This is a genomic window from Oceanobacter kriegii DSM 6294 (assembly GCF_000422845.1).
GTDB lineage: Bacteria > Pseudomonadota > Gammaproteobacteria > Pseudomonadales > Oceanobacteraceae > Oceanobacter > Oceanobacter kriegii.
Genome location: NZ_KE383931.1, coordinates 238,002 through 261,381, shown reverse-complemented (window position 1 = coordinate 261,381; position 23,380 = coordinate 238,002). Strand labels below are relative to the sequence as shown.

The window sequence follows — 23,380 nt, the reverse complement described above, 5'->3', positions numbered from 1 at the left end:
GGATTCAGGGGCGGGTTTCACAAGGCGTCGGGATCAGATGGTGTCTGAGCCTTTCAGGCCAATCTCAAACTTCTTCAGGTACTCGTTAGGCTTGGTACCGTCGTAAGTAATGTTGTCGATGAAGTGCTTCTGTGGTGCCTTGAAGCCGGTTTCCTTGTCGAAATCCGGGAAGTCCTTGGCTTTCAGCTTGCCTTCGGCGATCAGCTCTTTGGCAGCCGCTGCATAGATGTCTGGACGGTAAACCTTCTTGGCGGTTTCCATGAACCAGTCATCAGACTTCTCTTCAGCAATCTGACCCCAGCGACGCATTTGGGTCAGGTACCAGATGGCATCGGAGTAGTACGGGTAGGTGGCGTTGTAGCGGAAGAATACGTTGAAGTCCGGCACGTCACGCTTGTCGCCTTTTTCGTATTCGAAGGTACCGGTCATGGAGTTGGCGATTACGTCGTAGTCGGCGCCTACGTAGTTAGGCTGTGACAGGATCTTCACCGCTTCCGGACGGTTGGCGTTATTGTTGGCATCCAACCACTCAGCCGCACGAATCATGGCTTTTACGACTTTCTTGTGGGTGATCGGGTACTTGTCAGACCAGGCCTTGGATACACCGAACACTTTTTCCGGGTTGTCTTTCCAGATTTCGTAGTCGGTAACCACTGGCACACCAATGCCCTTGAATACCGCCTGCTGGTTCCACGGTTCGCCTACGCAGTAGCCGTAGATAGTGCCGGCTTCCAGAGTGGCTGGCATTTGTGGTGGCGGGGTAACAGACAGCAGTGCGTCGGCGTCAATCTGACCAGAGGTGTCGCCCTTGGCCGGTGCGTAGTAGCCAGGGTGGATACCACCGGCTGCCAGCCAGTAACGCAGCTCATAGTTGTGGGTAGAAACCGGGAATACCATGCCCATGTTGAACGGCTTGCCTTCGGCCTTGTACTTCTCAACCACTGGTTTCAGTGCGTCAGCCTTGATTGGGTGAACCGGCTTGCCGTCGGCCTGCTTTGGAATGTTTGGCTTCATCTGGTCCCAAATGTCATTGGAAACCGTGATGGCGTTACCGTTCAGGTCCATGGAGAAAGCGGTAATGATGTGGGCCTGGGTGCCGAAACCGATGGTCGCGCCCAGTGGCTGGCCTGCCAGCATGTGTGCACCGTCCAGCTGACCGTCAATCACGCGGTCCAGCAGTACCTTCCAGTTGGCCTGCGCTTCCAGAGTGACGTACAGACCTTCGTCTTCGAAGAAGCCTTTTTCATAGGCCACAGCCAGTGGTGCCATATCAGTCAGTTTGATGAAACCGAACTTCAGTTCTTCCTTCTCGGCCCATTCCTCTGCGCTGGCAGACGGTACAGACAGAGTGGCCAGTCCGCTTGCCAATACAACCGCTGTGGTCAACAGCTTGCGGCGCAGTGTGTTGATACCTCGCATCATGCTTCCTCTTCTTAGGCTTAAAAAAACAAAAAAGGCGCTACGACATAACGTCGGTAGCGCCTTTGCTGAAACTTCAGGTGTTCTTGATTTTTTGGTTAGCCCGCCATTGGGCTTGTGAAATGACTAATACAAGCGGTGTGCCAAATTGTTTGGAACCGGTTGGCGGTCAGGATCGATTGGCAGTTTGTTAAATAGTCTGCCTTGACAAGATCACCGGTTCGAGAAATTCAAGACTGCGGTGGGCTTGTGAAACGTGGTTTAGGGGACGGCAGTGTTGGTCGAAATTGAATGGCTCAAATTGCCACAAAGCCCCGTCATTACTGGTGTTTCCAAGAGAGTGAAAGGCTGTTGGGTTTTTGATCACAAATATACATCGCTGGCTCGAAGTTCTTGTTCGGTTGAGTGAAAAAACGACGCTTCAGCCATCCTGAAGGGATTGTTCATGGCTATGAAACGCAGTGAATCTGGCCTGATTTCACTGTTTTTTGTCAGCTTTGGTCGTCATTCGCCCGGCGACATTTTTGACAAATTGGTCGTGATTCGGTGGCCGTCGGTACCAGCTGAAGGAGGATGCAGGGAAATGCTGGAGCATGCTGGTGCATTGTTGTGCGTCAAATGAGCATCTGCGTATTAATACGGTGCGCTGTTTCGGTGCGCTGTTTAGGTGTAAGAAACGAAAACTTCAGCTCCGTATGCGATGGCGATGATGAGAAGAATGAAAGTGCAATATCTACAGCATTGGTCTGAAAAATATACACGGCGAGAGGACGGTTAACGATCTGGATTTTAATAAATATCAATAAAAACAATTAGTTATGATTTGGCATGAGGCTTGAAACACTCTGAGTGTGAGTGAGAAATCACCACGGCGGTAACCCGCCACCGCATTCATACATCCGCTTGAATCGGTTTGGGTTAGTGTCCAATGACAGGTAAAGAGGAGTTAGCACTATGGCTAATACAGCTCGCGTTCAAGAGAACACTCAAGCCAAGAAAGACGTGAAAGAGGCCGCCGAACAGGCCGCCGACATTACAGAAAGCAACGTCAAGAAGATGCAGCATGCGGCCAGTCATCTGTATCACCAGGCGCATGATGTGGCCGAAAGCGCCGCTTCGCGCTCCAAAGAGATGGGGCAGGTCGCCACGACCTACGCCAGGGAAAATCCGCTCAAAACCGCCGGTATGGCCTTTGTTGCCGGAGCACTGCTGTCTGCGCTGATCAAGCGTAAGTAATTCAGATGCGGGCTTTGGCCCGCTCGGAACACTTGTATGGCTACGCCGAGGGTAAGCGTTATGAATCAGTCGGCATCGATAGATGAAACCGTATCCAACACAGCACCACATGCTCACAACGATGAACGCGTTGACACGGCCGCGCAACAGGCAGCGGAGACGGCAACCGACGACGTGAGCTGGGACCAGTTGCTGGCCGGGGTTAAACAAGGCTCGGCAACCTGGCTGAAGCTGGTGCAAACGGAAGCACAGCTGGCCGTGGATACGATTGCCCGACTGCATGCGCTTAGCCTGTCGATGGCGGCCATTGCGGTGACAGGCTGGATGGCTCTGATGGCGACCATCGGAGCGCTGGCCTGGAAGCAGGGGATGGCGCTGGAAATGATTTTTGGCGTCGCTACCCTGATGTGTTTGGGGGTTTTGTACGGTTTACGTCAATACCACCGAAAGTTGCTCCGGTCGCTCGGTTTTCAGGCGTCGTTACGACAGCTTGGTCTGGGAACCTCGGGCAGCACAGCGGCTGAAGATAGCCCTTCAGATAAACAGTAAACCGTTTCTTCTCAGGAGGCCTTATGTCGAATCGCGCTGATCTGATGGCCAGACGAGACGATCTGGAAGTCCGTTTGGCCAATCAAAAGAAACACACTGCCAGCGATTGGCACAGATTCAAGCTGGGTGTAACCGCCAGGCTGGTGCACCCGCTGACGCTGCTGGGAGTTGCCGGAGCCGGGTATCTGGTCAACCCGGTGTCGCTGCGGAAGCCCAAGGCTGCAGGGCAGTCGAGTAGCAATTCAAATACCGAGTCGGCACCTTGCCAACAGCATTCGCCAGACAGTGAGCAGAAAACGAAGCAGGATGATGCAAATGAACCGTCTGTGCTGTGGGGCTTCATCAAGGGAGTGGCGGCGCATCATGTGAAGCTGAAAGCCGAACGGCTTATTCAGCAGGCGCTGGCGGATTGGAAAGATAACCGCAATACCGAGCATTCAGAGGCTGCTCAGTATGCTAACTCTGAAGAAAATGCCGAGCGCAGCCAGACTGAGCATAATCAGCCCGAGCGCAATCAGACTGAACGTCACTAGCGAATTGCAGTAAATAGCCCTTTTAAGCTGCAAATCATCAGCAATTTCCGAATTCAACGTAAAAATCCGACTTTCTGGCTCGGTTATTCTTCAGCTTGAAGCCAGTTTTTGGGAGAATACGGCGCTTTGGCGCTCACAGCTCGGCCCATGTTTCTGCATTTGGGCACAAGAAGCTGACTCTGCCGCACCCGTATTTCCAAGAGCTTGATTTCATGCCTTCTACACTGCCTCAACAAAAGCCGGTCACGGACGATGCCCAGCACCTGTTCTCCCATCATCCTTATTGGGCGGAATGCTTTGGTACTGCGCCGTTTTTACCTATGTCCCGGGAAGAAATGGATCAACTCGGCTGGGATAGCTGCGACATCATTCTGGTAAACGGTGACGCCTACGTCGATCACCCAAGTTTTGGTGTCGCTGTGATTGGTCGCTTGCTGGAAAGCCAGGGTTTCCGTGTCGGTGTGATTTGTCAGCCGGACTGGAATAACCCGGAAGAATTCATGAAGCTGGGCAAGCCCAACTTCTACTTCGGTGTATCGGCGGGCAACATGGACTCGCTGATCAACAAGTACACCGCCGACCTCAAGGTGCGTTCCGAAGACGCCTACACCCCACACGGTACGCCGGAAAAACGTCCGGACCGTGCGGTGATTGTGTACTCGCAGAAAATTCGCGAAGTGTATAAAGATGTACCGATCGTTATTGGTGGTATTGAAGCCAGCCTGCGTCGTATTGCCCAGTACGATTACTGGAGCGACCAGGTGCGTCGTTCGGTTCTGATCGATTCCGGTGCGGATATTCTGCTGTACGGCAACGCCGAGCGGGCGCTGGTGGAACTGAGCCATCAATTGGCGTCGGGTCGCAAAATCGAAGACGTGATCGACCTGCGCGGCACGGCGTTCATTCGTGATTTGCCGCCAGCGGGCTGGACCGAAATTGACTCCACCCGTATCGACTGGCCGGGGCATATCGATGCGCTGCCAAATCCGTACGAGATGAAGGAAGCCAACACGGAGTCCTGTGCTTCTGATCAGCAGGCGAAGGAAGAGGGTGCCGACCCGGACGTGATGCCGGTGAAAATTGTGCCAATGCCACTGCAACGCAAGGTCGAGCACGACAACAGCACCACCTACATTCGCTTGCCGTCGTTCGACAAGGTGCGTAATGACAGCGCTTTGTATGCCCATGCCTCACGGGTGTTGCACCAGGAATCCAACCCGTATAACGCCCGTCCGTTGATGCAGAAGCACGGCAACAAGGAAGTGTGGGTTAACCCACCGCCGATCCCGCTGGAAACGGACGAAATGGACACCGTGTTCGCACTGCCGTATCAGCGTGTAGCACACCCAAGCTATGGTGATGCGCGCATTCCGGCCTACGAGATGATCCGTTTCTCGGTCAACATCATGCGTGGCTGCTTTGGTGGTTGTACCTTCTGTTCCATTACCGAACACGAAGGCCGCATTATTCAAAGCCGCTCCGAAGACAGCATCATCCGCGAGATTGAAGAAATCCGTGACAAGGTGCCTGGCTTCACCGGTTCCATTTCGGATCTGGGTGGCCCAACCGCCAACATGTACATGCTGAAGTGCAAGAGCCCGACCATTCTGAAGAATTGCCGTCGCTTGTCCTGTGTGTACCCAGGTATTTGTAAAAACCTCGAAACCAGCCATAAGCCGACCACCAATTTGTACCGTCGCGCTCGTGCGCTGCCGGGCATCAAGCGTATCGCCATTGCCTCCGGCCTGCGTTACGACCTGGCGGTGGAAGATCCGGAATACGTACGCGAGCTGGTGACCCACCACGTGGGTGGCTTGCTGAAGATCGCGCCGGAGCACACCGAAGCCAACGTGCTCAACAAGATGATGAAGCCGGGCATGGGCACCTACGACAACTTCAAGCGCATGTTTGACAAGTTCTCGAGAGAAGCCGGTAAAGAGCAGTATCTGATTCCTTACTTTATTGCCGCGCACCCGGGTTCTGACAGCACTGAGATGATGAATCTGGCGTTGTGGCTGAAGCGCAACAAGATGCGGGTGGATCAGGTGCAAACCTTCTATCCATCACCAATGTCGCTGGCGACGGCGATGTACCACTCCGAGCGTAACCCGCTGCAACGCATGAGTTACAAGAGCCCGAAAATGCACATCTCCCGGGATGTAAATGACCGTCGGGTGCAGAAAGCCTTCTTGCGTTACCACGATGAGCGCAACTGGCCAATGCTGCGTGAAGAGCTGCGTCGCCTGGGTCGCCATGACCTGATCGGCAAAGGCCCGAACGCCTTGATTCCAGACGAAGACATGCCGAATGGCCGTACCCCTCGCCCGGGCTTCAAGGCCAAGGGGCGCGGTAAAGCCACCGGGGCAGGTAAAACCCACGGCAAGGCTTCCGGTTATGGCATGAAAGATGGCCGCGGCACGCCGGGCAAAACCCATAAGGGCGGCGTCAAAAAAGACGGTGGTCAAGGTCAGGGCACTGCTAACAAGCCGGCCGGCAACAAGTCTGTGGGCAAGCCAGGTGCTGGTCGCAGCAAGCCGATCACTTCCAAAGCCTCTGGTGGTAATAAGCCATCAAATAACGCTGGCAAGCCGGGTGCTCGTAAAGTTCGCAAGCTGAAGTAATTCCTGTGCGCAATGTGCGCTACCAGAATTACTGACAAACCAAAGGCCCGCAAGCACAATGCTTGCGGGCCTTTTTTATGCCGGGCTTATTGAATCATCTTCTACAAGGCAGGGAGTCTTTTATGACGACAGCGATTAACAAATTTTGCCCTCGTTCCGGCAAGCCCGTGGTCGACACTTCACTGACGGAGTACCGCGGGTTCACGGTGGGCTTTTGCAACCCGGGTTGTCGCGATGACTTTGCTGCAAATGTGTCCGAGCGGCCAGATGACCGTCGCTACTTCGATGTAGTGATTAAAGAGTCAGAGGGTTGCTGATTCGGATCAGGACGATTGGCTGCTGATGGTTGGAAATACCGTCTTTATGGTCTACTTTCAGTCCCTTGTTCTGATTCCCCAACCTGGGAGACCCTGGTCGTGCCGTCCTCTTTTACCCAACTTCCCATCATTGATATTCGTGGTTTGTATTCTGATAACGAGCATGAACGGCTGGCGGTGGCCGCTGAGCTGAAGCAGGCAGCCTCTGATGTTGGCTTTATGTACATCAAGGGTCATTACGTCCCAGAAGCGGTGATAGATCGCCTGCTGGAAGTAACCCGGGAGTTTTTTGCCCAGCCACTGGCGCGCAAGCAGGAAAGCTATATCGGCCATTCCAGCAATCACAGCGGCTATGTGCCAGAAGGCGAAGAGGAATTCTATTCCAGTCAGCAAGGGATTACCGGTACCGACTTCAAGGAATCCTACGATGTCGGCTTTGAGCTGGATGATCCTTCCGCCCAGCGGCCGATGCTGGGGACGAACCAGTGGCCACCGTTACCAGGCTTCAAGGAAGCGGTGTTGGCGTATTACCACGAAGTGTTTCAGCTGGGGCTGGACCTGTTTCGTGGCTTTGCCCTGGCGCTGGGATTGCCCGAGCACACCTTTGTTGAGCAGTGCACCCGGCCGCCCAGTCAGTTGCGTATGGTGCATTATCCGTTTAATGCCCAAGCGGTGGATCGCCAGGGTATTGGTGCGCACACCGATTATGAATGCTTCACCTTGTTGCTGCCGACCGCGGATGGTCTTGAAGTTCTGAACGGTGATGGTGTCTGGATTGATGCGCCGGTGAAACCGGGCTGCTATGTGGTGAATGTTGGCGACATGCTGGAACTGCTGTCCAATGGCCGTTTTGTGGCCACGTCCCATCGAGTACGCAAGGTGAAAGAGGAACGCTATTCGTTTCCGCTGTTTTGCAGTCTGGACTACGACACAGTGGTGAAACCGATCTTGCCGCCACTGTCGGAAGCGCCAGCCGATCAGTACCAGCCGCTGGTGTGTGGCGACCACCTCTATGCGCAAACCATTCATACCTTTCGTTATATGAAAAAGCGTCTGGCGGAGGGCAAAATCCAGCTGCCGGACAGTTCCAAAGCGTTGGCGAGTTTTGGCAAGCATGCGCAGTGATGTGGGGCGAGCGAAGCGGCATTTGACGCCAACGGATCAACGCATATTGACCAATTACATGGGGTTACCCTAAAACGATTGACATTGATTCGGGGCCTGTATAGATTCGCTTGCAGCACGAAAGCAAGTCCTGTTTAACAATCTCCATTACGTAGCTCAATTAGTAGTTCTCCGTCCTGTAGTTTTTTAAATCAGCTGTCTTCTCGTTGGCTATCGCTCGCAAGGGCACTAACCAATTTTTTCTACAGGATATATAAAATGTCTAATACAGTTACCGGTACCGTTAAGTGGTTCAACGAAGCTAAAGGCTTTGGTTTCATCGAACAGGAAAACGGCCCAGACGTATTCGCTCACTTCAGCGCCATCACTGGTTCTGGCTTCAAAACTCTGGCTGAAGGCCAGAAAGTTGAGTTCACTGTAACTCAAGGCCAGAAAGGTCCTCAGGCTGAGAACATCGTTGCTCTGTAATAGCAACCTGTTTCGCTGAAGCAAAAGAAAAGCAAGCCATCTGGCTTGCTTTTTTTATGGGCGCTATTCAGCGAATGTCACCGTAAAATCACTCCGCTTGTTCGTATTGCTCCAGCTTGTTGTACAGCGTTTTAACGCTGATCCCCAGCATCTGTGCCGCATTGGTCTTGTTCTGCTGACACGCCGTCAGGGTGTTCATAATCAGCTGACGTTCTGCTTCCCGAATCGACATTCCCGCCGCCAGCGTCGCATTGTCACTGGCTTCTGACTCCAACGATTCGTTGCTGAAGTCTTCCGGGGTAATTGCTCCCAATGACAGTATGTGTGCCCGTTCCACCCGGTGGCGCAGTTCCCGCACATTGCCCGGCCACTGGTGGCTCTTGATGATGTTGATGACGGCATCGGAGAAAAACTTGCTGGTGCCGGTTTCTTCATTGCGAGTGGCCAGAAAGTGATGCGCGAGCTCAATCACATCGTCGCCGCGTTCTCGTAGCGGGGGCAGCTGGATCGGAAAGTGGGCCAGGCGGAAATACAGGTCTTCGCGCAGGTGGCCGTTGTCGATGGCATCGGCGGGTATCCGGTTAGTGGCTGCAACCACTCGCACCCGGGTATGTCGTGTTACTTCTGAGCCAACCCGACGAAACTCGCCGGTTTCCAGCACCCGCAGCAGCTTGCTTTGTAGCTCCTGCGGCATTTCGGTGATTTCGTCGAGAAACAGGGTGCCATTGCCTCCCTGCTCAAAAAAGCCAATATGTTGCTGGCTGGCGCCGGTAAATGCGCCTTTTTCGTGGCCAAACAGCTCACTTTCAACCAGCTCTTGTGACAGTGCTGCGCAATTGATGGCGATGAAGGGTGCGTGTACCCGTGGGCTTTGCTGGTGGATCGTGCGTGCGGCGAGTTCTTTGCCACAGCCACTTTCGCCCACCAACAGCACGTTAGCGTCGGTACGCGACACCCGTCTAATGAGGCGGTAGAGCTTTCGCATTGCGTTGGATGACCCCAACAGCAACCCATACTGATCCAGATTGGAGGTATGCGGAGCCAGGTTGGACGGCTTGCTGTGGCGCAGTCGGTATTCACTGGCCAGCTCTTGCAGCACTTCCTTGATGTAGCTGTGATCCAGTGGCGTACGGAAATGGAACGCCACGCCTTCCGCCATCATTTTATCGAGCCACTGGCTCGGGCTGCCGTCAGAGACCACCACCCAGTCTGAATGGGAACCCTGGTCTTCGCTGAAGAGGGCGTAATCCTGTTCACTGACCTTATGGGTGATCAGCACATTAAGATCGGTTTGGGCGGGGTTGTGGGTATCGGCCAGGGTAAATTTCAGGCTATCCAGCTCTTGCGCGAACAATGCGGTGGCCTGGCTCAATGCGGCAGGCAGCGTATCGCTGGTGTCAAAGGGGTCGTTACCCGGGGTCAGCAAGATCGATGCGCTTGGCATGCCGTCTACTCCCTGTGGTGGCGTATCCGGGGTAAGCCTTTGGGCTCAACCGGAAGGATCTGCCGATGTTTTGGTGAATGAGCCGGATTTGACCGCTCTGTTATAGAGGCTCTGATGGCTGGCAGGGAAGCAGGTTCAATAAAAGTTGTACGAGGCCGACAAGGGTTGTCAAATTCTTGAACTGGTTTTGATTGCGAGAATAGTGGGAAACCAGGCTCAGGCGGCGAGGGAGAGTTTGAGGCGGTCGAGCAGTTGCAGGCCACTGGCCAGTTCTGACGACATTGTTTGGTTGAAGTTTCGCTGCTGCTGGCTTGTTTGACTGTCTTGTAGCAACGATCGCCAGCCAACCAGCGTTGCTGACAGGCTGATGATCAGGTGTTCGGTGGCGTCTGCCGATTCCGTACCGGTCGCTGCCATCGAGGTTTCCGGCAGCAGGGGGGCTAACCCCAGCTGCTGGTCGGCGACATTCAGAAAGCGTCCGAGCTGCTGACAGACCTGGCGGGCATGTTGCCGACTGCTCGGCGTTTGCTGCGAGAGATCACAGCGGCACCAGTGTGCGTGTTGCAATCCGGTTTCAAAGGCGATGCGGGCAACCTTGCTGCTCCAGCTGTGCTGTTGGTTGCGGATGATCAAATCCTTCATGGTGATGGCCTTTGTGGTCACTGTCTGAATCCGTCCGGTTTCTTGCGCCAATTATCCTGAAGCAGTAATCCTGAATCAGCAATCCGTATCGCTGGCACCGGCTTCCTGCTTCACGGTTTCACAACCGTCTTCAATGGCGTTGCCCGCATCCGTTGCGGCATCTTCGGTTGCATCCTTGGCGTCGTTCCAGGCATCGACGGTGGCGTCTTTGGCGTCGTCCATGGCATCAGATGCATCGTCGGCCATTTCTGAGGCGCTGTTCTGAATTTTTTCGCTGGTGGTTTCTTCTTCGGAACAGGCGGTGATACCAGCACTGGCCAGCAATACGACAAATGCAGGTGCCAGCAGTTTACGAGTGATGGAGTGTTCGTTTGTCATGGTGTTTTCCTTCTTCAGAAAATCGTAATAGGTGGTAGATCGATGTGAGTTTGAGGTTATGAGCGTCGAATCGCCCGGCTTACCAGCGACAGCACAAACAGCACGATAAAGATCATGAACAGGATCTTGGCGATACCGGTGGCTGCGCCTGCAATACCGCCAAATCCGAAGATGGCAGCGACAATCGCGACGACAAAAAACATAACTGACCAGCCAAGCATGGTGTCCTCCTTACCTCGTGGATGAGGTTGTGTTGGTTACGTTGGCTTGTTTCACATAACGCTTATTGACGTTCCAAAGGCTGTGCCAAATATGAAAAATTCAATAAAAACAATAGCTTGTAGTGTTTTTGGTGTTCCTGGTCAGGTGCTTGAACAACCGCTTTCAGGAATTTCTTACAGGCTGTAAGGAAAAATTTTCAGACTTTGACACGGCTGATGGCCGAGTGGCTTGTTGCTATGTGGAATGAACCAACCAGGGGGGTTGCTGCTCACATTGTTTGTGTACATTGAAAGCCCCATCGGTCCGTTAGCCGTTGGGAAGTTAGCAGCAGCTTTTGGCTCGGAGGGATGATGCGCCTGTTCCAATACTATTTTCCGTTGTCGGTTATGACGCTGGTGGTTGCCGTGTTGGTGAAAGGCTGGCTGGCAACGTTATTGTTGTTTTGGGCAGGGCTGTCCTTGATGTTGGCGGCGGCAGTGCAGGCCGCGGGGAAACCGGACCGCTGGCGCAAGCGGTTGGATGGCCGCTACCGTTTGCCGATGTTAGTGGCATGCGCACCGCTGGCCCTCGGGGTGTATTGCTACAGTGCGGTCAATCGCCAGTGGCGCCGTTGGCATGGTGTGCAGCGGGTCGGCAAATATTTGTATTTTGCCTGCGAGCTGACGCCATTGGACATGCGCCGTGTACGGGCCTCACGCGTAATGGCGGTGCTGGACGTGACCGCCGAATTTCCGGGGCTGGGTTTGTTACGACAGCCCGCTGGCATGGACTATCTGGCCGTGCCAGTCGCGCCGGGACGAGCTCCCCGAGAAGATCAATTACGTCGAATGCTGAATTGGCTCGACGCCCATCGTAAAAACGAAACGCCGGTGTTGATACACAGCGCCCGGGGCAGCTCCAACGCACTGTTTGTGGTGGTTGCCCAGCTGCTGGCATTGAACCCGAAAAAAAGCGCCCGCGAGCTGGTTGAGCAAATGGCCGAACACATCAAAGGGGTCAAACTCTCGGAGTCGCAACTGGGCGCACTGGAGCGCTATCGCCGCGAGGGCGCGATACAGGCTCTTAATCATGCCTGGATCATTGCCAATCCGGTGGCCGGTGGCGGTAAATGGCACAGCGCCGAGGCCATGGTGCTGGAGCGGTTGGAAAAGTATTTCCGCCTGACCGTCACGACCACGACGGAGCGCATTTCGGCTCGGGATTTGGCCATGAAGGCGCTGGCGGATCAGGCCGATGTGGTGATAGCCTGTGGTGGTGACGGCACATTGGCCGAAGTCGCCGATGTGATTGCCGACAGTGATGCCGTGTTGGGCATGATGCCCCTGGGTACATCGAATTCGTTGTGTTTTTCGTTGTGGGGTGTTGAGGCAAAAGTGCTGCCGGTCGAAACCGCCTGTGACCATATTATTGCGGGCAACGTGCGCTCGGTGGATGTGGCCGATTGCAATGGCCAAACCATGCTGCTGGCGATGGGCATCGGCTTTGAACAGGCGATGATTTCTGCCGCAGACCGGGGCCGTAAAGATCAGAGCGGGCAGTTTGCCTACCTTCAGGGGCTGTGGGACAGCTTGCAGAAAAATGATATTCAGCAGTTACGAGTCGCGTTTGACGACGGTGATTTTGAATCCATTGATACGTCATCGCTGGTCGTCGCCAATGCCTCACCGTTCAGTGCCGTATTGGCTCAGGGCGGCGGCAAACCATCCATCAGTGATGGCTTGCTGGACGTTACCTGGTTGGACCCAAGGGAGTCGGCGTCTGAAAACCTGCAAAGCCTGGCGCAGCTGCTGATATCGGGCTTGACCGATACACCGGCTACCGAGTTTGTGCACCATCGCAAGGTCGAGCGCATTCGGCTAAGGGCGGTGGATGGTCGCTCATTGGACTATGTGCTGGATGGCGAAGTGTTGGCTGGCACGGAAATCGATCTGTGCGTGCACGCCAGGTCGCTCGATATTCTGTCGCCCGCTGCTGTGGATGGTACTCAGGCATAAAGGGCTGGGAAGAATCACCAGGCGCTAGGGACCCTCTGAATAACTCAGTGCCCGCTCTGGATGACAGGGCGACGCTGAATCACGAAGCTGATTTGCAGGCCTGACGGGTCAAGTCAAAAATCAGCGACACAGAGTCAGCAATGCCCTGCCATCCCCGTAGGGCGCGGCCTGCAGGCCGCCAGAACGGTGTTGGCGAACCTGCGCGGCCCGATTTGGAAAGGACTGGTCATTCCGCTGCATTCGCCGCGGGGTTGTTGTAGATAGCCAATGACAACCTGCAGGACTCGCGCACGACTGCATGGATGCAGGAGGTAGGGCGAAGCAGGAAGCCAGAGCCGAGAGCTGTGCGGAGTTTTTCAGAGGGTCCCTAGAACAAGGTAATGTCTTCATCCTGGTTATAATTTTTGTCTGGCTGCGCAGAGGGCGATACAGGTGCTGTCGCTGAAACCGCTTGCGCTCTGAGGTCTGCTTCCGGTTCAGACTGAGCTGGGCTTGTCTCGATGCTGTTCAATCCTGCCGTTGTGGCGGCTGCGGTCACAGGTATCGCTGCAGACATGCTGTTTTGCGCTGTTAGCGTGGAATTTGTAGCGGTGTTTTTAGCAGTATCTGCGTTTTGGCCACTGTTTTGTTGGCTGTTTTGCTCAGGAGCCAGCTCATCAGCCGAATCCAGATTGTCGATGGTGCTGAGGTCAAAATAGCCAACAGCCTGATCCAGCGCTTGCGCCAACAAGCCCAGCTCACGGCTGCTCTGCTGATTCATTTCCGAACCCTGCTGGCCTTTGGCTGTTTCATTCAAAATACTGTTCAGGTTGATGTCGATGTTCTGAATGGCAACGGTTTGCTCGTTGGTCAGGGTGGCAATCTGCTGGTTGCCGTAGCTGATCTGGTGCATCAGGTCGGTGATGATATCCAGGGTCTTACCGGACTCCTGACCAATCTCCAGTACCAGATTGGCGTTGCTGGTGCTCTCTTTCATGGCCTCAACGGCCTGTTCGGTTCCTTCAATAATCTTGTAAATAATTTGCGTGATCTGGGTGGTGGATTCTTCCGTGCGTTTGGCCAGCGAGCGTACCTCGTCTGCAACCACGGCAAAACCACGACCGGATTCGCCCGCTCGTGCGGCTTCAATTGCCGCATTCAGGGCCAGCAGGTTGGTTTGTTCGGCAATGCTGCGGATTACATCCAGCACGCCGTGGATGTTGCTGATGTCCGACGCCAGGGTCGACATTTTGGTTGAGGTGCTGTCCAGCAGCTGGTTGAGGCTTTGCATGGCGTCGATGCTTTCAGCCACTTTGGCCTTGCTGCGCTGGGACTCTTCGTCACCGGTACGGGAGGCTTCTGCCGCCTTGACGGTAGCGGCCTGCATCTGCAAAAACGCGGTGCCAATGCTGGTGACGGCTTCCACAGATTCCGAAATGGCCGCCTGCTGGTTATGAACGCCGTCGCTCATATTGCCAGCCAGTTCACTCAGCCTGGTGGCGTTGTTGGAGATCCGGTTGGTGCTGCTGGCAATTTGGGCAATGGTGGCACCCAGACCGTTTTGCATATCATCCAGCGCCTGTAACAGCTGGCTGCCTTCGTCATTGCCGGTGACTCGAATACGGTTGTTGAGCTTGCCATCGGCAATATTGCGGGCAGTTTCCATCGCATATGACAGTCGCCCCAGCAACGGCCGGGTAATAAAGTACAGCGCTGCACTGATCAACAGCGTAGCGGTGATGGTGCCGATCACGCCTACTAGTAGTAGGGTGTTTTGCAGGTGGTGAATCGTCTCCAGATACAGCTGCTTGGGCAGGGCAAACACCAACGTCAGTTCACCTGCTACCAAGTGGGCAAAGGAGGCCTTGTAAAGGTTGCCTTCCAGCTCCAGCAGGCCAATACCGTTTTCCTGTTTCAGCGAATCGGCGAAGAATTTCGCTGAGGATTCCTGCTTGGTGAAATCCAACGACAGAATCATGTCTTCACGGTTGCTGGCGAACACCACGCCGTCCTTGTTCAGCAGCAGGGTGATGACGCCTTCATCCAGTGAACCCAGGGCTTCTTGTGAGGCGTTGGCCAAATCGATCGGCATACCCAGTGAACCAATCAATTTGCCGGTAAAGCGGTCGGTGATGGGACTGGTGTGGAAGATGATCGGGCGATCGGTGATCGGCGAGATCATGGTGTCTTCCATGTGAGGAACATCCGACAGCAGTTGCGCGGTGATCGGATTGGATTCTTCAAAGATGTAGTCTTCGGACAGGCCGCCAATGCCATCGGCGATGATCAAGCGCCCATTGGTGATAAAAATGTTTTCGTACACCCCTTCGGTGGATTGATGGATTTTGCCCAAATAGTCACGCACGTTTTGCTGTGTGCCTTCGTGTACTTCGCCCATCAGATCGTATTCTTCCGCCAGCCCGACGACTGAGGGCACGTTGGTGGTGGCGATGGCCTGGTTTTTAAGGCTTTTGAAAATAGCGTCCAGCTGGTGACGTTTTTCATAGGCTGCCATGCGGATATCGCGCTCGATTTCTTCCTCAATGGCTGCCACCGAGGTCTTGATGCTGATCCAAAGGGTAATGCCCATCAGAACCCCCAGACACAAGGCCGAGGCGATGGATACCTTGAGGAAGAGAATGTTTTTTGAGGCGCTGCGCGGCACGGTATTCTGCTGACTCATCGTTTGGGATATCTCACCTTGTTGACGCTGAATCCGACGATCGGGTTATTCAGAAACGCTCAGCCAGCGAAACGGCTGAGTGCGCTTTGTTTCATTAACAATAGGTCAATGACCGTACTCGGTGGCGACAAACCGGCATGTAGTATTTGCAGCTTGGGGCTGGTGTCAGCAAAGGGAGGAATGGCAGCTATGAAAAACGTTTCTGGCTGTAACCGGTGCGTTGCATTGGATAGGTCCTCAGAAACGTTGTGCAGAGCTATTCAGGGTGTAAGCTAACGTTCCCAGATACTTTGGCCTGACTGAACGGATTAACGGCACCATGTCGCGTAAGAAAATACAACGCCAAACCGCGCTGCTGGAGCAGCTGGCGGTGTCACCGACCATGCGTGTGAATGCATTGGCGCAACTGTTTGCGGTGACCACCGAAACCATCCGACGCGATCTGGAAGAGTTGGCAGAACAAGGCATGATCAGTCGCACGTACGGCGGTGCCGTGATTCGGCAAGCGCTTGAACCGGTGGTGTCGGAGCGGCACAAGCTGTATCTGGCAGAGCGCACCCGTATTGCGCAAGCAGCGATTAGCCAGTTGCAGGACGCCCGGGTCATCATGATGGGCTCCGGCGCTACCACCGCTGAGGTGGCGCGTCAGATGGCGCGCCAGCTGAATGATAAAACTGTGATTACCCATGCGTTCGGCGTTGCCAAGGCGCTGGCCAGCAACCCCAGTATGGATATCATCATGGCACCTGGCAGTTATCATGAAGGGGAAGCGGCCACGCATGGGGCCATGACCCAGCGCTTTCTCAGTCAATATCAGGCGGATGTGGCGGTGCTGGGGGCATCGGGGCTGGATGTCGATGGCTGCAGTGATGCCTTGATGGACGCTGCCGAAGTGTACAAATCCATGGTTCAGCAAAGCAGCCGGGTGGTGCTGGTGGCCGATCATTCCAAGTTCGACAGAGTGGCGCTGGCCCGTTGGTGTGGCTGGTCGCAGCTGGACTGTGTGATTTCAGATCGGCAACCCGAATTAGCGCTTCAACAACGCATTGAGCAAAGCCGGGCAGACTTTGTATTGGCTCCTTGATGAGCGGTAAGCGAAAACTGGTTTGAAATTGCACAGCGGTTTTGTGATACATTTCGCGTTACGGGCAGGTAATGCGCCCGTTTGATCCACATAGGGGATAGAGTGTTGCCGATTAAGCAAGACTGCCTGGTCGAGCTGCCCCTTGTGTGATCGGCTGTACGGATGTTCATGAACGAACCTCCGTGATGGGATTTTCGAATTTCAGGGATGAGTATGAACAAAGCACTTCTGATTTCTTGTCTGGTGGCTCTGGCGAGTTGTTCTGGCCTGCAAACGGCACAACAAGGACAGAGCTATTCTCTCGGTATTTACGACTACAACGCCCCGAATGGGGAAGTACAACGTGGTCGTGAAATACTGGTCACCGACTTCTTCTACCGCAATGATGAGCAGGTTGACCCGCGTAAGGGGTTACAGCTGAAAGCCGTCGATATTGGCGCGGGTCATCGTCCGATCAAGGTACAACCTCAAGACATTCGCAGCTTCCATGCGGATCTGGAACATATGCTGAAGGCAGCCGACGGTGAGGCCATTGGTCGGCCGATGGCGGGTTATTCGTTACGCCGTGAAGCGGTGCGGGAACAGCAGTTTTTGAGCATTCGCAATCAGGATGAAAGCTATGAGTTGCGCTTGGCGGATGCCGAGCGTATTCAGCGGTTGGTACAGCAGCTGATGGAAGACAACGAGTCTGGCGGCGAGTGACGCCGCCAAGCGTTATTTACTCAGTCGATCGTTGATTTTCTCAGCGCGACTCGCATTGCGGTAAGAAAAAAATCCACCTCACGGTCGTTCAATGTCATGGACGGCCGCAGCTTCAGCGTTGCACCTAGCAGTCCCGCGGCACCACTCAAAACCTTCTGCTGTTTTAACTGCTCTATCAGGTGTTTGGTTGTACTGGCGCAAGGCTGACCGGATGCGTTGTGTATATCGACGCCAATAAACAGCCCCTGACCACGAACTTCGGCCAACGTCGGGTATTCCCTGGCCAGTTGCAACAGTCCCTGTTTTAGCTCCTTGCCGCGCTGGCTGGCATTGGCCAACAGATTTTCCTGTTTCAATACTTGCAACACGGCCAGGCCCGCCGCACAGGCCACCGGGTTACCACCGAAGGTATTAAAGTAGCCGGTGGTTTGGCAAAAATCGGCCAGCAGATCTGGGCGGGTTACCATGGCAGCCATGGGAAAGCCATTGCCCATGGGTTTACCCATGGTCACCACATCCGGTATCAGACCGTGAAATTGAAACCCCCAGAAATGGCTGCCAAGTCGACCAAACCCGGGCTGCACCTCGTCCGCAAGGTACAAGCCTCCGGCACGTTTGACGGCAGCCACGGCATCGGCCAGAAACCCCTGCGGCGCGGTGTGAATGCCATCGGATGAAAAGACCGAGTCGACCAGCAAACCGGCAACGCCATGACCGCGCTGTTGCAGGGTGTCGATGGCACGTTGCACATCACGGGCAAAGCCCTGTCGAATGGCCAATTCAGCCTGCTGCGGGTCTGTAATGTCTGCTGCGTAATACGACTTGGCCGGGGCCGGTATCGTCACCACATGGTCTGGCAGCTGGCCGCGCTTCAGTGACGAAGGCGATGCGTCGGTTACCAGTGCGGTGTTGCCGTGGTAGGCGGCTTCCGTAACGATGAATCCGCGGGCACCGCTGTGGGCCATGGCCACACGCATTGCCAGGTCGTTGGCTTCGCTGCCTGAACAGGTCAGCATCACGTTGGACAGCTCGGCGGGTAACCGTGCTTTCAGAGCTTCCAGATACTCGTCGACCACATCCACCAGATAGCGGGTGTGGGTATTGAGTTTGCTCAGTTGCTGGCTCACCGCTTCGGTTACTGCCGGGTGGCTGTGGCCAATGCAGGGTACGTTGTTGTAGCAGTCGAGGTATTCGGTGCCGTCAGCAGCTTGCATCCAGGCCCCTTGAGCAGACACCATTTCAATCGGTTGCTGATAGAACAGCACGGCAGCAGCGCCTTGATTGGCAAGCCGACGTTTTGCCGCCGGGGATTGCGCGCTGTGATGATCAAAGGCGTTCATGTCCAGAATGCCTTTATTGGTGGTGCCCTGGTTATGGCTTTGGGGCGCGGCAGTGTTGGAGGTGCCGGAAGTGGAAGAGTTGATCATGCCTCACTGACCTCCGCAGCGTGTGCCTGTAAATACGCTTTTGCCAGCGCCACTGTACCTTGGGTATAGCGCTCGTGACCGGCTTCAGCTGCCGTTTCGGTTTCGGCATGGGATGCTACCCAGGCGGTAAGCAGCATGCGGCGGAACATGATGAAGTCGGGCAGCATGGCTTCGTGTTCTGGCGCCAACTCTCGTACACGGCGGTAGCCACGTAGCCAGGCTTGCTGAAGTTGCGGCACCTGCGGTGAGTCTTCAAAAAACGAGATGGCCGACGCAAAGTCGTACATAAACCAGCTGAAGCCTGCATCGTCAAAATCAATCACCGCCAATTGATCTCCCTGAACCAGCAGGTTAGCCAATCGCAGGTCGGTATGAATCAGGCCAAATCGGTCGGCTCCGTCGCCGTAGTCAGCCAGTCGCTGTTGCAGTACATTCAGCAGCTGTTGCAACACCTGTTTGCCGTCCTGATCCAACCCAGCGGCGGCTTTCCAGTCACCCCACAAAGGCGTGTCGCCAAAGGCCGATGTGAAATCCCAACGTTTGCGTACAAAACCATCTGGCAGCGGCCATTGGCGGCTGTGTTGATGCAGGCGGGCAGAAATGGCCCCTAGGGTTTCAAACCCTGCTGTGAGGTCGTCGTCGGTGCTTGGCTCAGACCCCGGCATGAATTCAAAGGCGACGACATAACGGCTGGCGCCGTGATCGTCAAAGCGAGCGATGAATGGGTCTTCGTGAGCCGGCGCTTTATGTCTCAGCAGTGGAGCAGGGGTGGTGACCAGCTGGCTGGCTTTTAGCGCCTGAATCCATTCCAGTTCCGAGCGAATCTCCGCCTCGCTGTGATAGTCCGGGCGATGCACCCGCACAATAAAGCGATTCGGGCCTTCTGTTTTGGTACAGAACTTAAATGTTGGATCTTCCACAATAAATGTGGCGTTTTCCGACAAGGTCAACAATTTCACCTGAGCCTGAGGGCTGGCTCCCCATTCACTGATCAGTGATTCAACACCGCGCTTCAGTCGTTGCACAAACTGCTCGTCGTAGATAGTGGTCATGCTGTTTGTCTGCCATCTTGATGAGGTTTGGGTCATCCTGTCACGCCTAGGCTCGACTGCCGAGTGTGAAGCCGGTAATTTGCAAGTTCGACAACTTTGGCATCTTGGTATGTCATTTTTGTGGTTCTTGAAAGATTTATTCATTGAAACGACATTGCTGATTCCACATTCTGAAATGAATCCGAACACTGGGTTCGGCATCCAAAGGGATCTCTGCCTACTTGCTGCTGAAGCTGTCGCGAAGGCAATTACCGATGTTGTTTACCGATGTTGTGGCAGAGCAGTTTGCAGTTGTAGCTGTAGCCAGAGAGCCCGTTCAAGCGGAGGACGTATGCTGACGTCAATTCAGAACAAGGTAGTGATCGTTACGGGTGGTTCCAAAGGTATTGGCAAAGGCATTGCCTCGGTGTTTGCTCGCCAGGGCGCCAAGGTAATGATCGCCGCCAGAGGCATGGCCGATGCTGAGGCTGCGGTGGCCGAGATTGTGGCAGCAGGGGGCACCGCTGCGTGTTGCAAGACGGATGTGGCCGATTGGCAGTCGGTGAAGAACATGGTGAAAATTACCGAAGCGGAGTTTGGTCCGGTCGATATCCTTTGTGCCAACGCCGGTATTTTTCCTCAAATCAAACTGATTGATATGGAGCCGGATGACTGGGATTCGGTGATGGCGACCAACCTCAAAAGCACCTTCTTGTGTGTGAAAGCCTGCATACCGTCGTTTGAGCGGGCGGGTAAAGGACGGGTGGTGGTGACTTCGTCGATTACCGGGCCCATCACCGGCTACCCGGGTTGGGCTCACTACGGTGCATCAAAAGCCGGACAGCTGGGCTTCCTGAAAACCGCAGCCATGGAACTGGCGCGCTACAACACCACCATCAATGCGGTGATGCCGGGCAACATCATGACCGAAGGCTTGCAGGACCTTGGGCAGGAGTATCTGGACACCATGGCAGCGTCGATTCCGTTGAAGCGTTTGGGAGCAGTGGAAGACATCGGTAATGCAGCGCTGTTTTTTGCGTCTGACGAAGCCTCGTACATCACCGGCCAGCAAATGGTGGTGGATGGCGGTCAGATTTTGCCGGAAAGTCTGGAGTCGCTCAGCGAGATCTGACTTCCGGTTCCAAAACTAGAGGGAGCCGTTTAGCGACGGCTCCCTCCTTGTTTCATCCAATTCCGACGTTTAATCGTCCGATTGATCAAAATCAGCGGCGCTGTGCCGCTCAGCCATGTGTGGCGCATCGTCGCCCCAGATTTTGTTCACCCGAACGCCACGTTTTACTGCCGGGCGGGCGTCCATGGCCTTGGCCCAGCGCACCACGTGGGTGTAGCTGGAAACATCGAGAAACTCAGCGGCATTGTACAAACGGCCAAGCACCAGGCCGCCGTACCAGGGCCAAATAGCCATGTCGGCGATGCTGTAGTCATCACCGCAGATCCATTGGTTTGTGGCCAAATGCTGGTCCAGCACATCCAGCTGACGTTTCACCTCCATGGTGAAGCGATTGATCGGGTACTCGTATTTTTCTGGCGCGTAGGCATAGAAATGGCCAAAGCCGCCGCCCAGAAATGGCGCACTACCCATTTGCCAGAACAGCCAGTTGAAGCACTCTGTGCGACCTGCCGCGGTGGTGGGCACAAAGCGGTCAAACTTTTCGGCCAGATACATCAGGATAGAACCCGACTCGAACACCCGTTGTGGAGGGTTCGTGCTGTGATCCATCAAGGCCGGAATTTTTGAGTTGGGGTTGGCCGCCACAAAGCCGGAACTGAACTGATCGCCTTCCAGAATATTGGCCAGCCAGGCATCGTATTCGGCGTCGGCCACACCGGCTTCCAGCAATTCTTCCAACAGGATAGTGACCTTTTGGCCGTTTGGCGTTGCCAGTGAGTACAGCTGCAAGGCATGTTCGCCAGTTGGCAGGGCTTGTTCGTGGGTGGCGCCCGCAGTTGGTCGGTTGATGTTGGCAAATTTACCGCCATTGCCCGGGTTCCACTGCCATACCGCAGGCGGCGTATAGGTGTTGTCTGTCATCGTCTTGCTCCCTGAAATTTGCATCATGATAAATCACTGCGCGTTGTTGGCGACGCGACAGTGATTTCCATTAGGACCCTCTGAATAACTCGGTGCCCGCTCTGGATGACAGGGCGAAGCTGAGTCACGAAGCTGGTTTGCAGGCCTGGCGGGTCAAGCCTGCAAACCAGCGACACAGAGTCAGCAATGCCCTGCCATCCCCTTCGGGCGCGGCCTGCAGGCCGCTAGAACGGTGTTGGCGAATTTGGAAAGGGCCAGCCATTCCGCTGCATTCGCCGCCTTGTTCTTACGACCTACAGGACTCGCGCAGAGCTGTGCAGAGTTATCCAGATGGTCCTTGGGGTTATTTGGCTTCGCTGTAGCGCTCCAGCCAGTGAGCGTAAGACGCGGGCAATACCCAGGAAGGCTTGTCGATACCCAGCTCTTTGGCGGCGTAATATGGCCAGTGTGGATTGGCCAGATGCGCTCGGCCAATCATCACCAGATCGAGTTTCTGTTCAGCGACCATGGCCTCGGCCGTGGCTGGCAGATCGAACCCCCACGCTGAAGACACAGGGATCTCCGCTTCGTCACGAACGCGCTTGGCGATGTCGCCCAAAAAGGCCGGGCCCCATGGAATCTGCGCATCCGGCGTGCTGAATCCCATGCTGACACTCAGCATATCCAGACCAATCTGTTTGAACTGACGGGTCAGACCAATGGCTTCGGCAAGGGTTTCTTCGTCACGGCCATCAAACTCCAATACCCCGAAGCGAGCGGTGAAAGGCAGGTTCTGCGGCCATACGTCTCGTACTGCTTGCATGGTTTCCAGCAGGAAACGGCTGCGGTTGTCGATTGAGCCGCCGTATTCGTCGTCGCGCTGATTGGCATGTACCGAGAAAAAGCTCTGCGCCAGATAACCATGGGCAAAATGTAGCTCCAGCCATTCATAGCCGGCTTCTAACGCACGTTTGGCGGCGCTGACAAAGTCATCCCGGACGCGTTGAATATCGGCGTGAGTCATTTCCTGCGGCACTTTGCGCAGATGCTCGCTGAAGGCCACAGCCGACGGTGAGATGGTGTCCCAGCCGCCTTCAGAGGCTTCCATAATATGGTCGTCGCCTTCCCACGGGCGATTGGCGCTGGCTTTGCGGCCGGCGTGGGCAATCTGAATCCCTGGTACTGCTCCGGCTGCCTTGATGGAGCGAACGATCTGCTGGTGGCCTTCAATCTGGCCGTCTTCCCACAAGCCCAGGCACCCCGGCGTAATACGACCGTCAGGAGAAACGCCGGTGGCTTCGACAATCACCAGGCCTGCGCCGCCACGGGCCAGCGCGCCGTAGTGAATCTGATGCCAGTCGTTGGTGTAGCCATCAACGGCCTGATACTGACACATGGGTGGGATCGCAATGCGGTTACGCAAGGTGACGTCTTTCAGGGTAAAGGGTGTAAACAGTTCGCTCATGGCGGTTTCCTTTGGAAATAACGGAAAGT

At 54.9% G+C, this 23,380-nt stretch carries 22 protein-coding genes; 12 read left to right on the top strand and 10 right to left on the bottom strand.

The window, feature by feature from the left end; translation table 11 throughout:
• Nucleotides 1-33 precede the first annotated feature (33 nt).
• Nucleotides 34-1,419, bottom strand: coding sequence for a CmpA/NrtA family ABC transporter substrate-binding protein (locus tag G516_RS0114485; protein WP_156879076.1), 1,386 nt, complete (start codon nt 1,417-1,419; stop codon nt 34-36).
• Nucleotides 1,420-1,864: 445 nt separating this feature from the next.
• Between G516_RS0114485 and G516_RS24740 the strand changes: the two genes are divergently transcribed.
• The 8 genes from G516_RS24740 (at nt 1,865) to G516_RS0114450 (ending at nt 8,268) form a co-directional block, all read left to right on the top strand.
• The gene (locus G516_RS24740; RefSeq protein WP_156879052.1) at nt 1,865-2,041 is read left to right on the top strand and encodes a hypothetical protein; all 177 of its coding nucleotides are present in this window, start codon (nt 1,865-1,867) and stop codon (nt 2,039-2,041) included.
• 332 nt (nt 2,042-2,373) lie between these two features.
• Entirely contained in the window at nt 2,374-2,655 is a 282-nt protein-coding gene (locus G516_RS22705; protein ID WP_051219461.1) for a glycine zipper domain-containing protein, read from the top strand.
• Between the two features lie 60 nt (nt 2,656-2,715).
• A complete protein-coding gene (locus tag G516_RS0114470) occupies nt 2,716-3,204 on the top strand; it encodes a hypothetical protein (RefSeq protein ID WP_028294240.1) in 489 nt (162 codons plus the stop codon).
• A 74-nt stretch (nt 3,205-3,278) separates the two neighbouring features.
• Nucleotides 3,279-3,737 (top strand): hypothetical protein, encoded by a 459-nt coding sequence (locus tag G516_RS0114465; protein ID WP_156879051.1) that lies wholly within the window; start codon nt 3,279-3,281, stop codon nt 3,735-3,737.
• A 212-nt stretch (nt 3,738-3,949) separates the two neighbouring features.
• Nucleotides 3,950-6,358: a YgiQ family radical SAM protein gene (locus tag G516_RS22700; RefSeq protein ID WP_051219460.1), complete on the top strand. Its 2,409-nt coding sequence runs from the start codon at nt 3,950-3,952 to the stop codon at nt 6,356-6,358.
• A 122-nt stretch (nt 6,359-6,480) separates the two neighbouring features.
• Nucleotides 6,481-6,675, top strand: a complete 195-nt coding sequence (locus tag G516_RS24475; RefSeq protein WP_084645085.1) for a YHS domain-containing protein — start codon at nt 6,481-6,483, stop codon at nt 6,673-6,675.
• Nucleotides 6,676-6,774: 99 nt separating this feature from the next.
• Nucleotides 6,775-7,800, top strand: a complete 1,026-nt coding sequence (locus tag G516_RS0114455; protein ID WP_051219459.1) for an isopenicillin N synthase family dioxygenase — start codon at nt 6,775-6,777, stop codon at nt 7,798-7,800.
• Nucleotides 7,801-8,058: 258 nt separating this feature from the next.
• The gene (locus G516_RS0114450) at nt 8,059-8,268 is read left to right on the top strand and encodes a cold-shock protein (protein WP_028294237.1); all 210 of its coding nucleotides are present in this window, start codon (nt 8,059-8,061) and stop codon (nt 8,266-8,268) included.
• A gap of 88 nt (nt 8,269-8,356) precedes the next feature.
• Here G516_RS0114450 and G516_RS0114445 read toward each other — a convergent pair whose 3' ends face one another.
• The 4 genes from G516_RS0114445 to G516_RS24470 all read right to left on the bottom strand — a co-directional run bounded on the left by G516_RS0114445 (nt 8,357) and on the right by G516_RS24470 (nt 10,953).
• A complete protein-coding gene (locus G516_RS0114445) occupies nt 8,357-9,712 on the bottom strand; it encodes a sigma-54 interaction domain-containing protein (RefSeq protein WP_084645084.1) in 1,356 nt (451 codons plus the stop codon).
• A 216-nt stretch (nt 9,713-9,928) separates the two neighbouring features.
• Nucleotides 9,929-10,375, bottom strand: coding sequence for a hypothetical protein (locus tag G516_RS0114440; RefSeq protein ID WP_028294235.1), 447 nt, complete (start codon nt 10,373-10,375; stop codon nt 9,929-9,931).
• Nucleotides 10,376-10,429: 54 nt separating this feature from the next.
• Nucleotides 10,430-10,732 carry a hypothetical protein gene (locus tag G516_RS0114435; RefSeq protein ID WP_051219458.1) on the bottom strand — a complete coding sequence of 101 codons (303 nt, stop codon included), beginning with the start codon at nt 10,730-10,732 and terminating at the stop codon, nt 10,430-10,432.
• A 56-nt stretch (nt 10,733-10,788) separates the two neighbouring features.
• Nucleotides 10,789-10,953 carry a DUF1328 domain-containing protein gene (locus tag G516_RS24470; RefSeq protein WP_028294233.1) on the bottom strand — a complete coding sequence of 55 codons (165 nt, stop codon included), beginning with the start codon at nt 10,951-10,953 and terminating at the stop codon, nt 10,789-10,791.
• A gap of 351 nt (nt 10,954-11,304) precedes the next feature.
• Here G516_RS24470 and G516_RS0114425 point away from each other — a divergent pair, with 351 nt between their 5' ends.
• On the top strand, nt 11,305-12,948 hold the full coding sequence (locus tag G516_RS0114425) for a diacylglycerol kinase family protein (RefSeq protein WP_169449543.1): 1,644 nt from the start codon (nt 11,305-11,307) through the stop codon (nt 12,946-12,948).
• Nucleotides 12,949-13,315: 367 nt separating this feature from the next.
• On the opposite strand, the gene G516_RS24025 is transcribed toward G516_RS0114425, so the two are convergent.
• A complete protein-coding gene (locus tag G516_RS24025) occupies nt 13,316-15,610 on the bottom strand; it encodes a methyl-accepting chemotaxis protein (protein WP_051219457.1) in 2,295 nt (764 codons plus the stop codon).
• 319 nt (nt 15,611-15,929) lie between these two features.
• Between G516_RS24025 and G516_RS22690 the strand changes: the two genes are divergently transcribed.
• Both G516_RS22690 and G516_RS0114410 read left to right on the top strand, forming a co-directional pair.
• Complete coding sequence (locus tag G516_RS22690; RefSeq protein ID WP_036536690.1) at nt 15,930-16,694, top strand: DeoR/GlpR family DNA-binding transcription regulator; 765 nt, start codon at nt 15,930-15,932, stop codon at nt 16,692-16,694.
• A gap of 213 nt (nt 16,695-16,907) precedes the next feature.
• Nucleotides 16,908-17,396 carry a hypothetical protein gene (locus G516_RS0114410; protein ID WP_028294231.1) on the top strand — a complete coding sequence of 163 codons (489 nt, stop codon included), beginning with the start codon at nt 16,908-16,910 and terminating at the stop codon, nt 17,394-17,396.
• 20 nt (nt 17,397-17,416) lie between these two features.
• Here G516_RS0114410 and G516_RS0114405 read toward each other — a convergent pair whose 3' ends face one another.
• Together G516_RS0114405 and G516_RS0114400 are read right to left on the bottom strand one after the other, a co-directional pair.
• Entirely contained in the window at nt 17,417-18,823 is a 1,407-nt protein-coding gene (locus tag G516_RS0114405) for an aspartate aminotransferase family protein (RefSeq protein WP_084645083.1), read from the bottom strand.
• Entirely contained in the window at nt 18,820-19,875 is a 1,056-nt protein-coding gene (locus tag G516_RS0114400; protein ID WP_028294229.1) for a phosphotransferase enzyme family protein, read from the bottom strand. The genes G516_RS0114405 and G516_RS0114400 overlap by 4 nt, the downstream gene beginning before the upstream one ends.
• 331 nt (nt 19,876-20,206) lie before the next feature.
• On the opposite strand from G516_RS0114400, the gene fabG reads away from it, so the two are divergent.
• On the top strand, nt 20,207-20,986 hold the full coding sequence (fabG, locus tag G516_RS0114395) for a 3-oxoacyl-ACP reductase FabG (protein WP_028294228.1): 780 nt from the start codon (nt 20,207-20,209) through the stop codon (nt 20,984-20,986).
• 69 nt (nt 20,987-21,055) lie between these two features.
• Here fabG and yghU read toward each other — a convergent pair whose 3' ends face one another.
• Entirely contained in the window at nt 21,056-21,907 is an 852-nt protein-coding gene (gene yghU / locus G516_RS0114390; protein WP_028294227.1) for a glutathione-dependent disulfide-bond oxidoreductase, read from the bottom strand.
• A 343-nt stretch (nt 21,908-22,250) separates the two neighbouring features.
• The gene (locus G516_RS0114385; RefSeq protein WP_028294226.1) at nt 22,251-23,351 is read right to left on the bottom strand and encodes an NADH:flavin oxidoreductase/NADH oxidase; all 1,101 of its coding nucleotides are present in this window, start codon (nt 23,349-23,351) and stop codon (nt 22,251-22,253) included.
• Between the last annotated feature and the right edge of the window lie 29 nt (nt 23,352-23,380).

What these genes read in the sequence shown, in the direction of transcription:
- G516_RS0114385 (WP_028294226.1), bottom strand. Translation starts at nt 23,351, where the DNA reads ATGAGCGAACTGTTTACACCCTTTACCCTGAAAGACGTCACCTTGCGT.
- G516_RS24470 (WP_028294233.1), bottom strand. Translation starts at nt 10,953, where the DNA reads ATGCTTGGCTGGTCAGTTATGTTTTTTGTCGTCGCGATTGTCGCTGCC.
- G516_RS22690 (WP_036536690.1), top strand. Translation starts at nt 15,930, where the DNA reads ATGTCGCGTAAGAAAATACAACGCCAAACCGCGCTGCTGGAGCAGCTG.
- G516_RS24475 (WP_084645085.1), top strand. Translation starts at nt 6,481, where the DNA reads ATGACGACAGCGATTAACAAATTTTGCCCTCGTTCCGGCAAGCCCGTG.
- G516_RS0114435 (WP_051219458.1), bottom strand. Translation starts at nt 10,732, where the DNA reads ATGACAAACGAACACTCCATCACTCGTAAACTGCTGGCACCTGCATTT.
- fabG (WP_028294228.1), top strand. Translation starts at nt 20,207, where the DNA reads ATGCTGACGTCAATTCAGAACAAGGTAGTGATCGTTACGGGTGGTTCC.
- G516_RS22705 (WP_051219461.1), top strand. Translation starts at nt 2,374, where the DNA reads ATGGCTAATACAGCTCGCGTTCAAGAGAACACTCAAGCCAAGAAAGAC.
- G516_RS22700 (WP_051219460.1), top strand. Translation starts at nt 3,950, where the DNA reads ATGCCTTCTACACTGCCTCAACAAAAGCCGGTCACGGACGATGCCCAG.
- G516_RS0114450 (WP_028294237.1), top strand. Translation starts at nt 8,059, where the DNA reads ATGTCTAATACAGTTACCGGTACCGTTAAGTGGTTCAACGAAGCTAAA.
- G516_RS0114425 (WP_169449543.1), top strand. Translation starts at nt 11,305, where the DNA reads ATGCGCCTGTTCCAATACTATTTTCCGTTGTCGGTTATGACGCTGGTG.
- G516_RS0114410 (WP_028294231.1), top strand. Translation starts at nt 16,908, where the DNA reads ATGAACAAAGCACTTCTGATTTCTTGTCTGGTGGCTCTGGCGAGTTGT.
- G516_RS0114470 (WP_028294240.1), top strand. Translation starts at nt 2,716, where the DNA reads ATGAATCAGTCGGCATCGATAGATGAAACCGTATCCAACACAGCACCA.
- G516_RS0114485 (WP_156879076.1), bottom strand. Translation starts at nt 1,419, where the DNA reads ATGCGAGGTATCAACACACTGCGCCGCAAGCTGTTGACCACAGCGGTT.
- G516_RS24025 (WP_051219457.1), bottom strand. Translation starts at nt 15,610, where the DNA reads ATGAGTCAGCAGAATACCGTGCCGCGCAGCGCCTCAAAAAACATTCTC.
- yghU (WP_028294227.1), bottom strand. Translation starts at nt 21,907, where the DNA reads ATGACAGACAACACCTATACGCCGCCTGCGGTATGGCAGTGGAACCCG.
- G516_RS0114445 (WP_084645084.1), bottom strand. Translation starts at nt 9,712, where the DNA reads ATGCCAAGCGCATCGATCTTGCTGACCCCGGGTAACGACCCCTTTGAC.
- G516_RS24740 (WP_156879052.1), top strand. Translation starts at nt 1,865, where the DNA reads ATGGCTATGAAACGCAGTGAATCTGGCCTGATTTCACTGTTTTTTGTC.
- G516_RS0114405 (WP_084645083.1), bottom strand. Translation starts at nt 18,823, where the DNA reads ATGATCAACTCTTCCACTTCCGGCACCTCCAACACTGCCGCGCCCCAA.
- G516_RS0114400 (WP_028294229.1), bottom strand. Translation starts at nt 19,875, where the DNA reads ATGACCACTATCTACGACGAGCAGTTTGTGCAACGACTGAAGCGCGGT.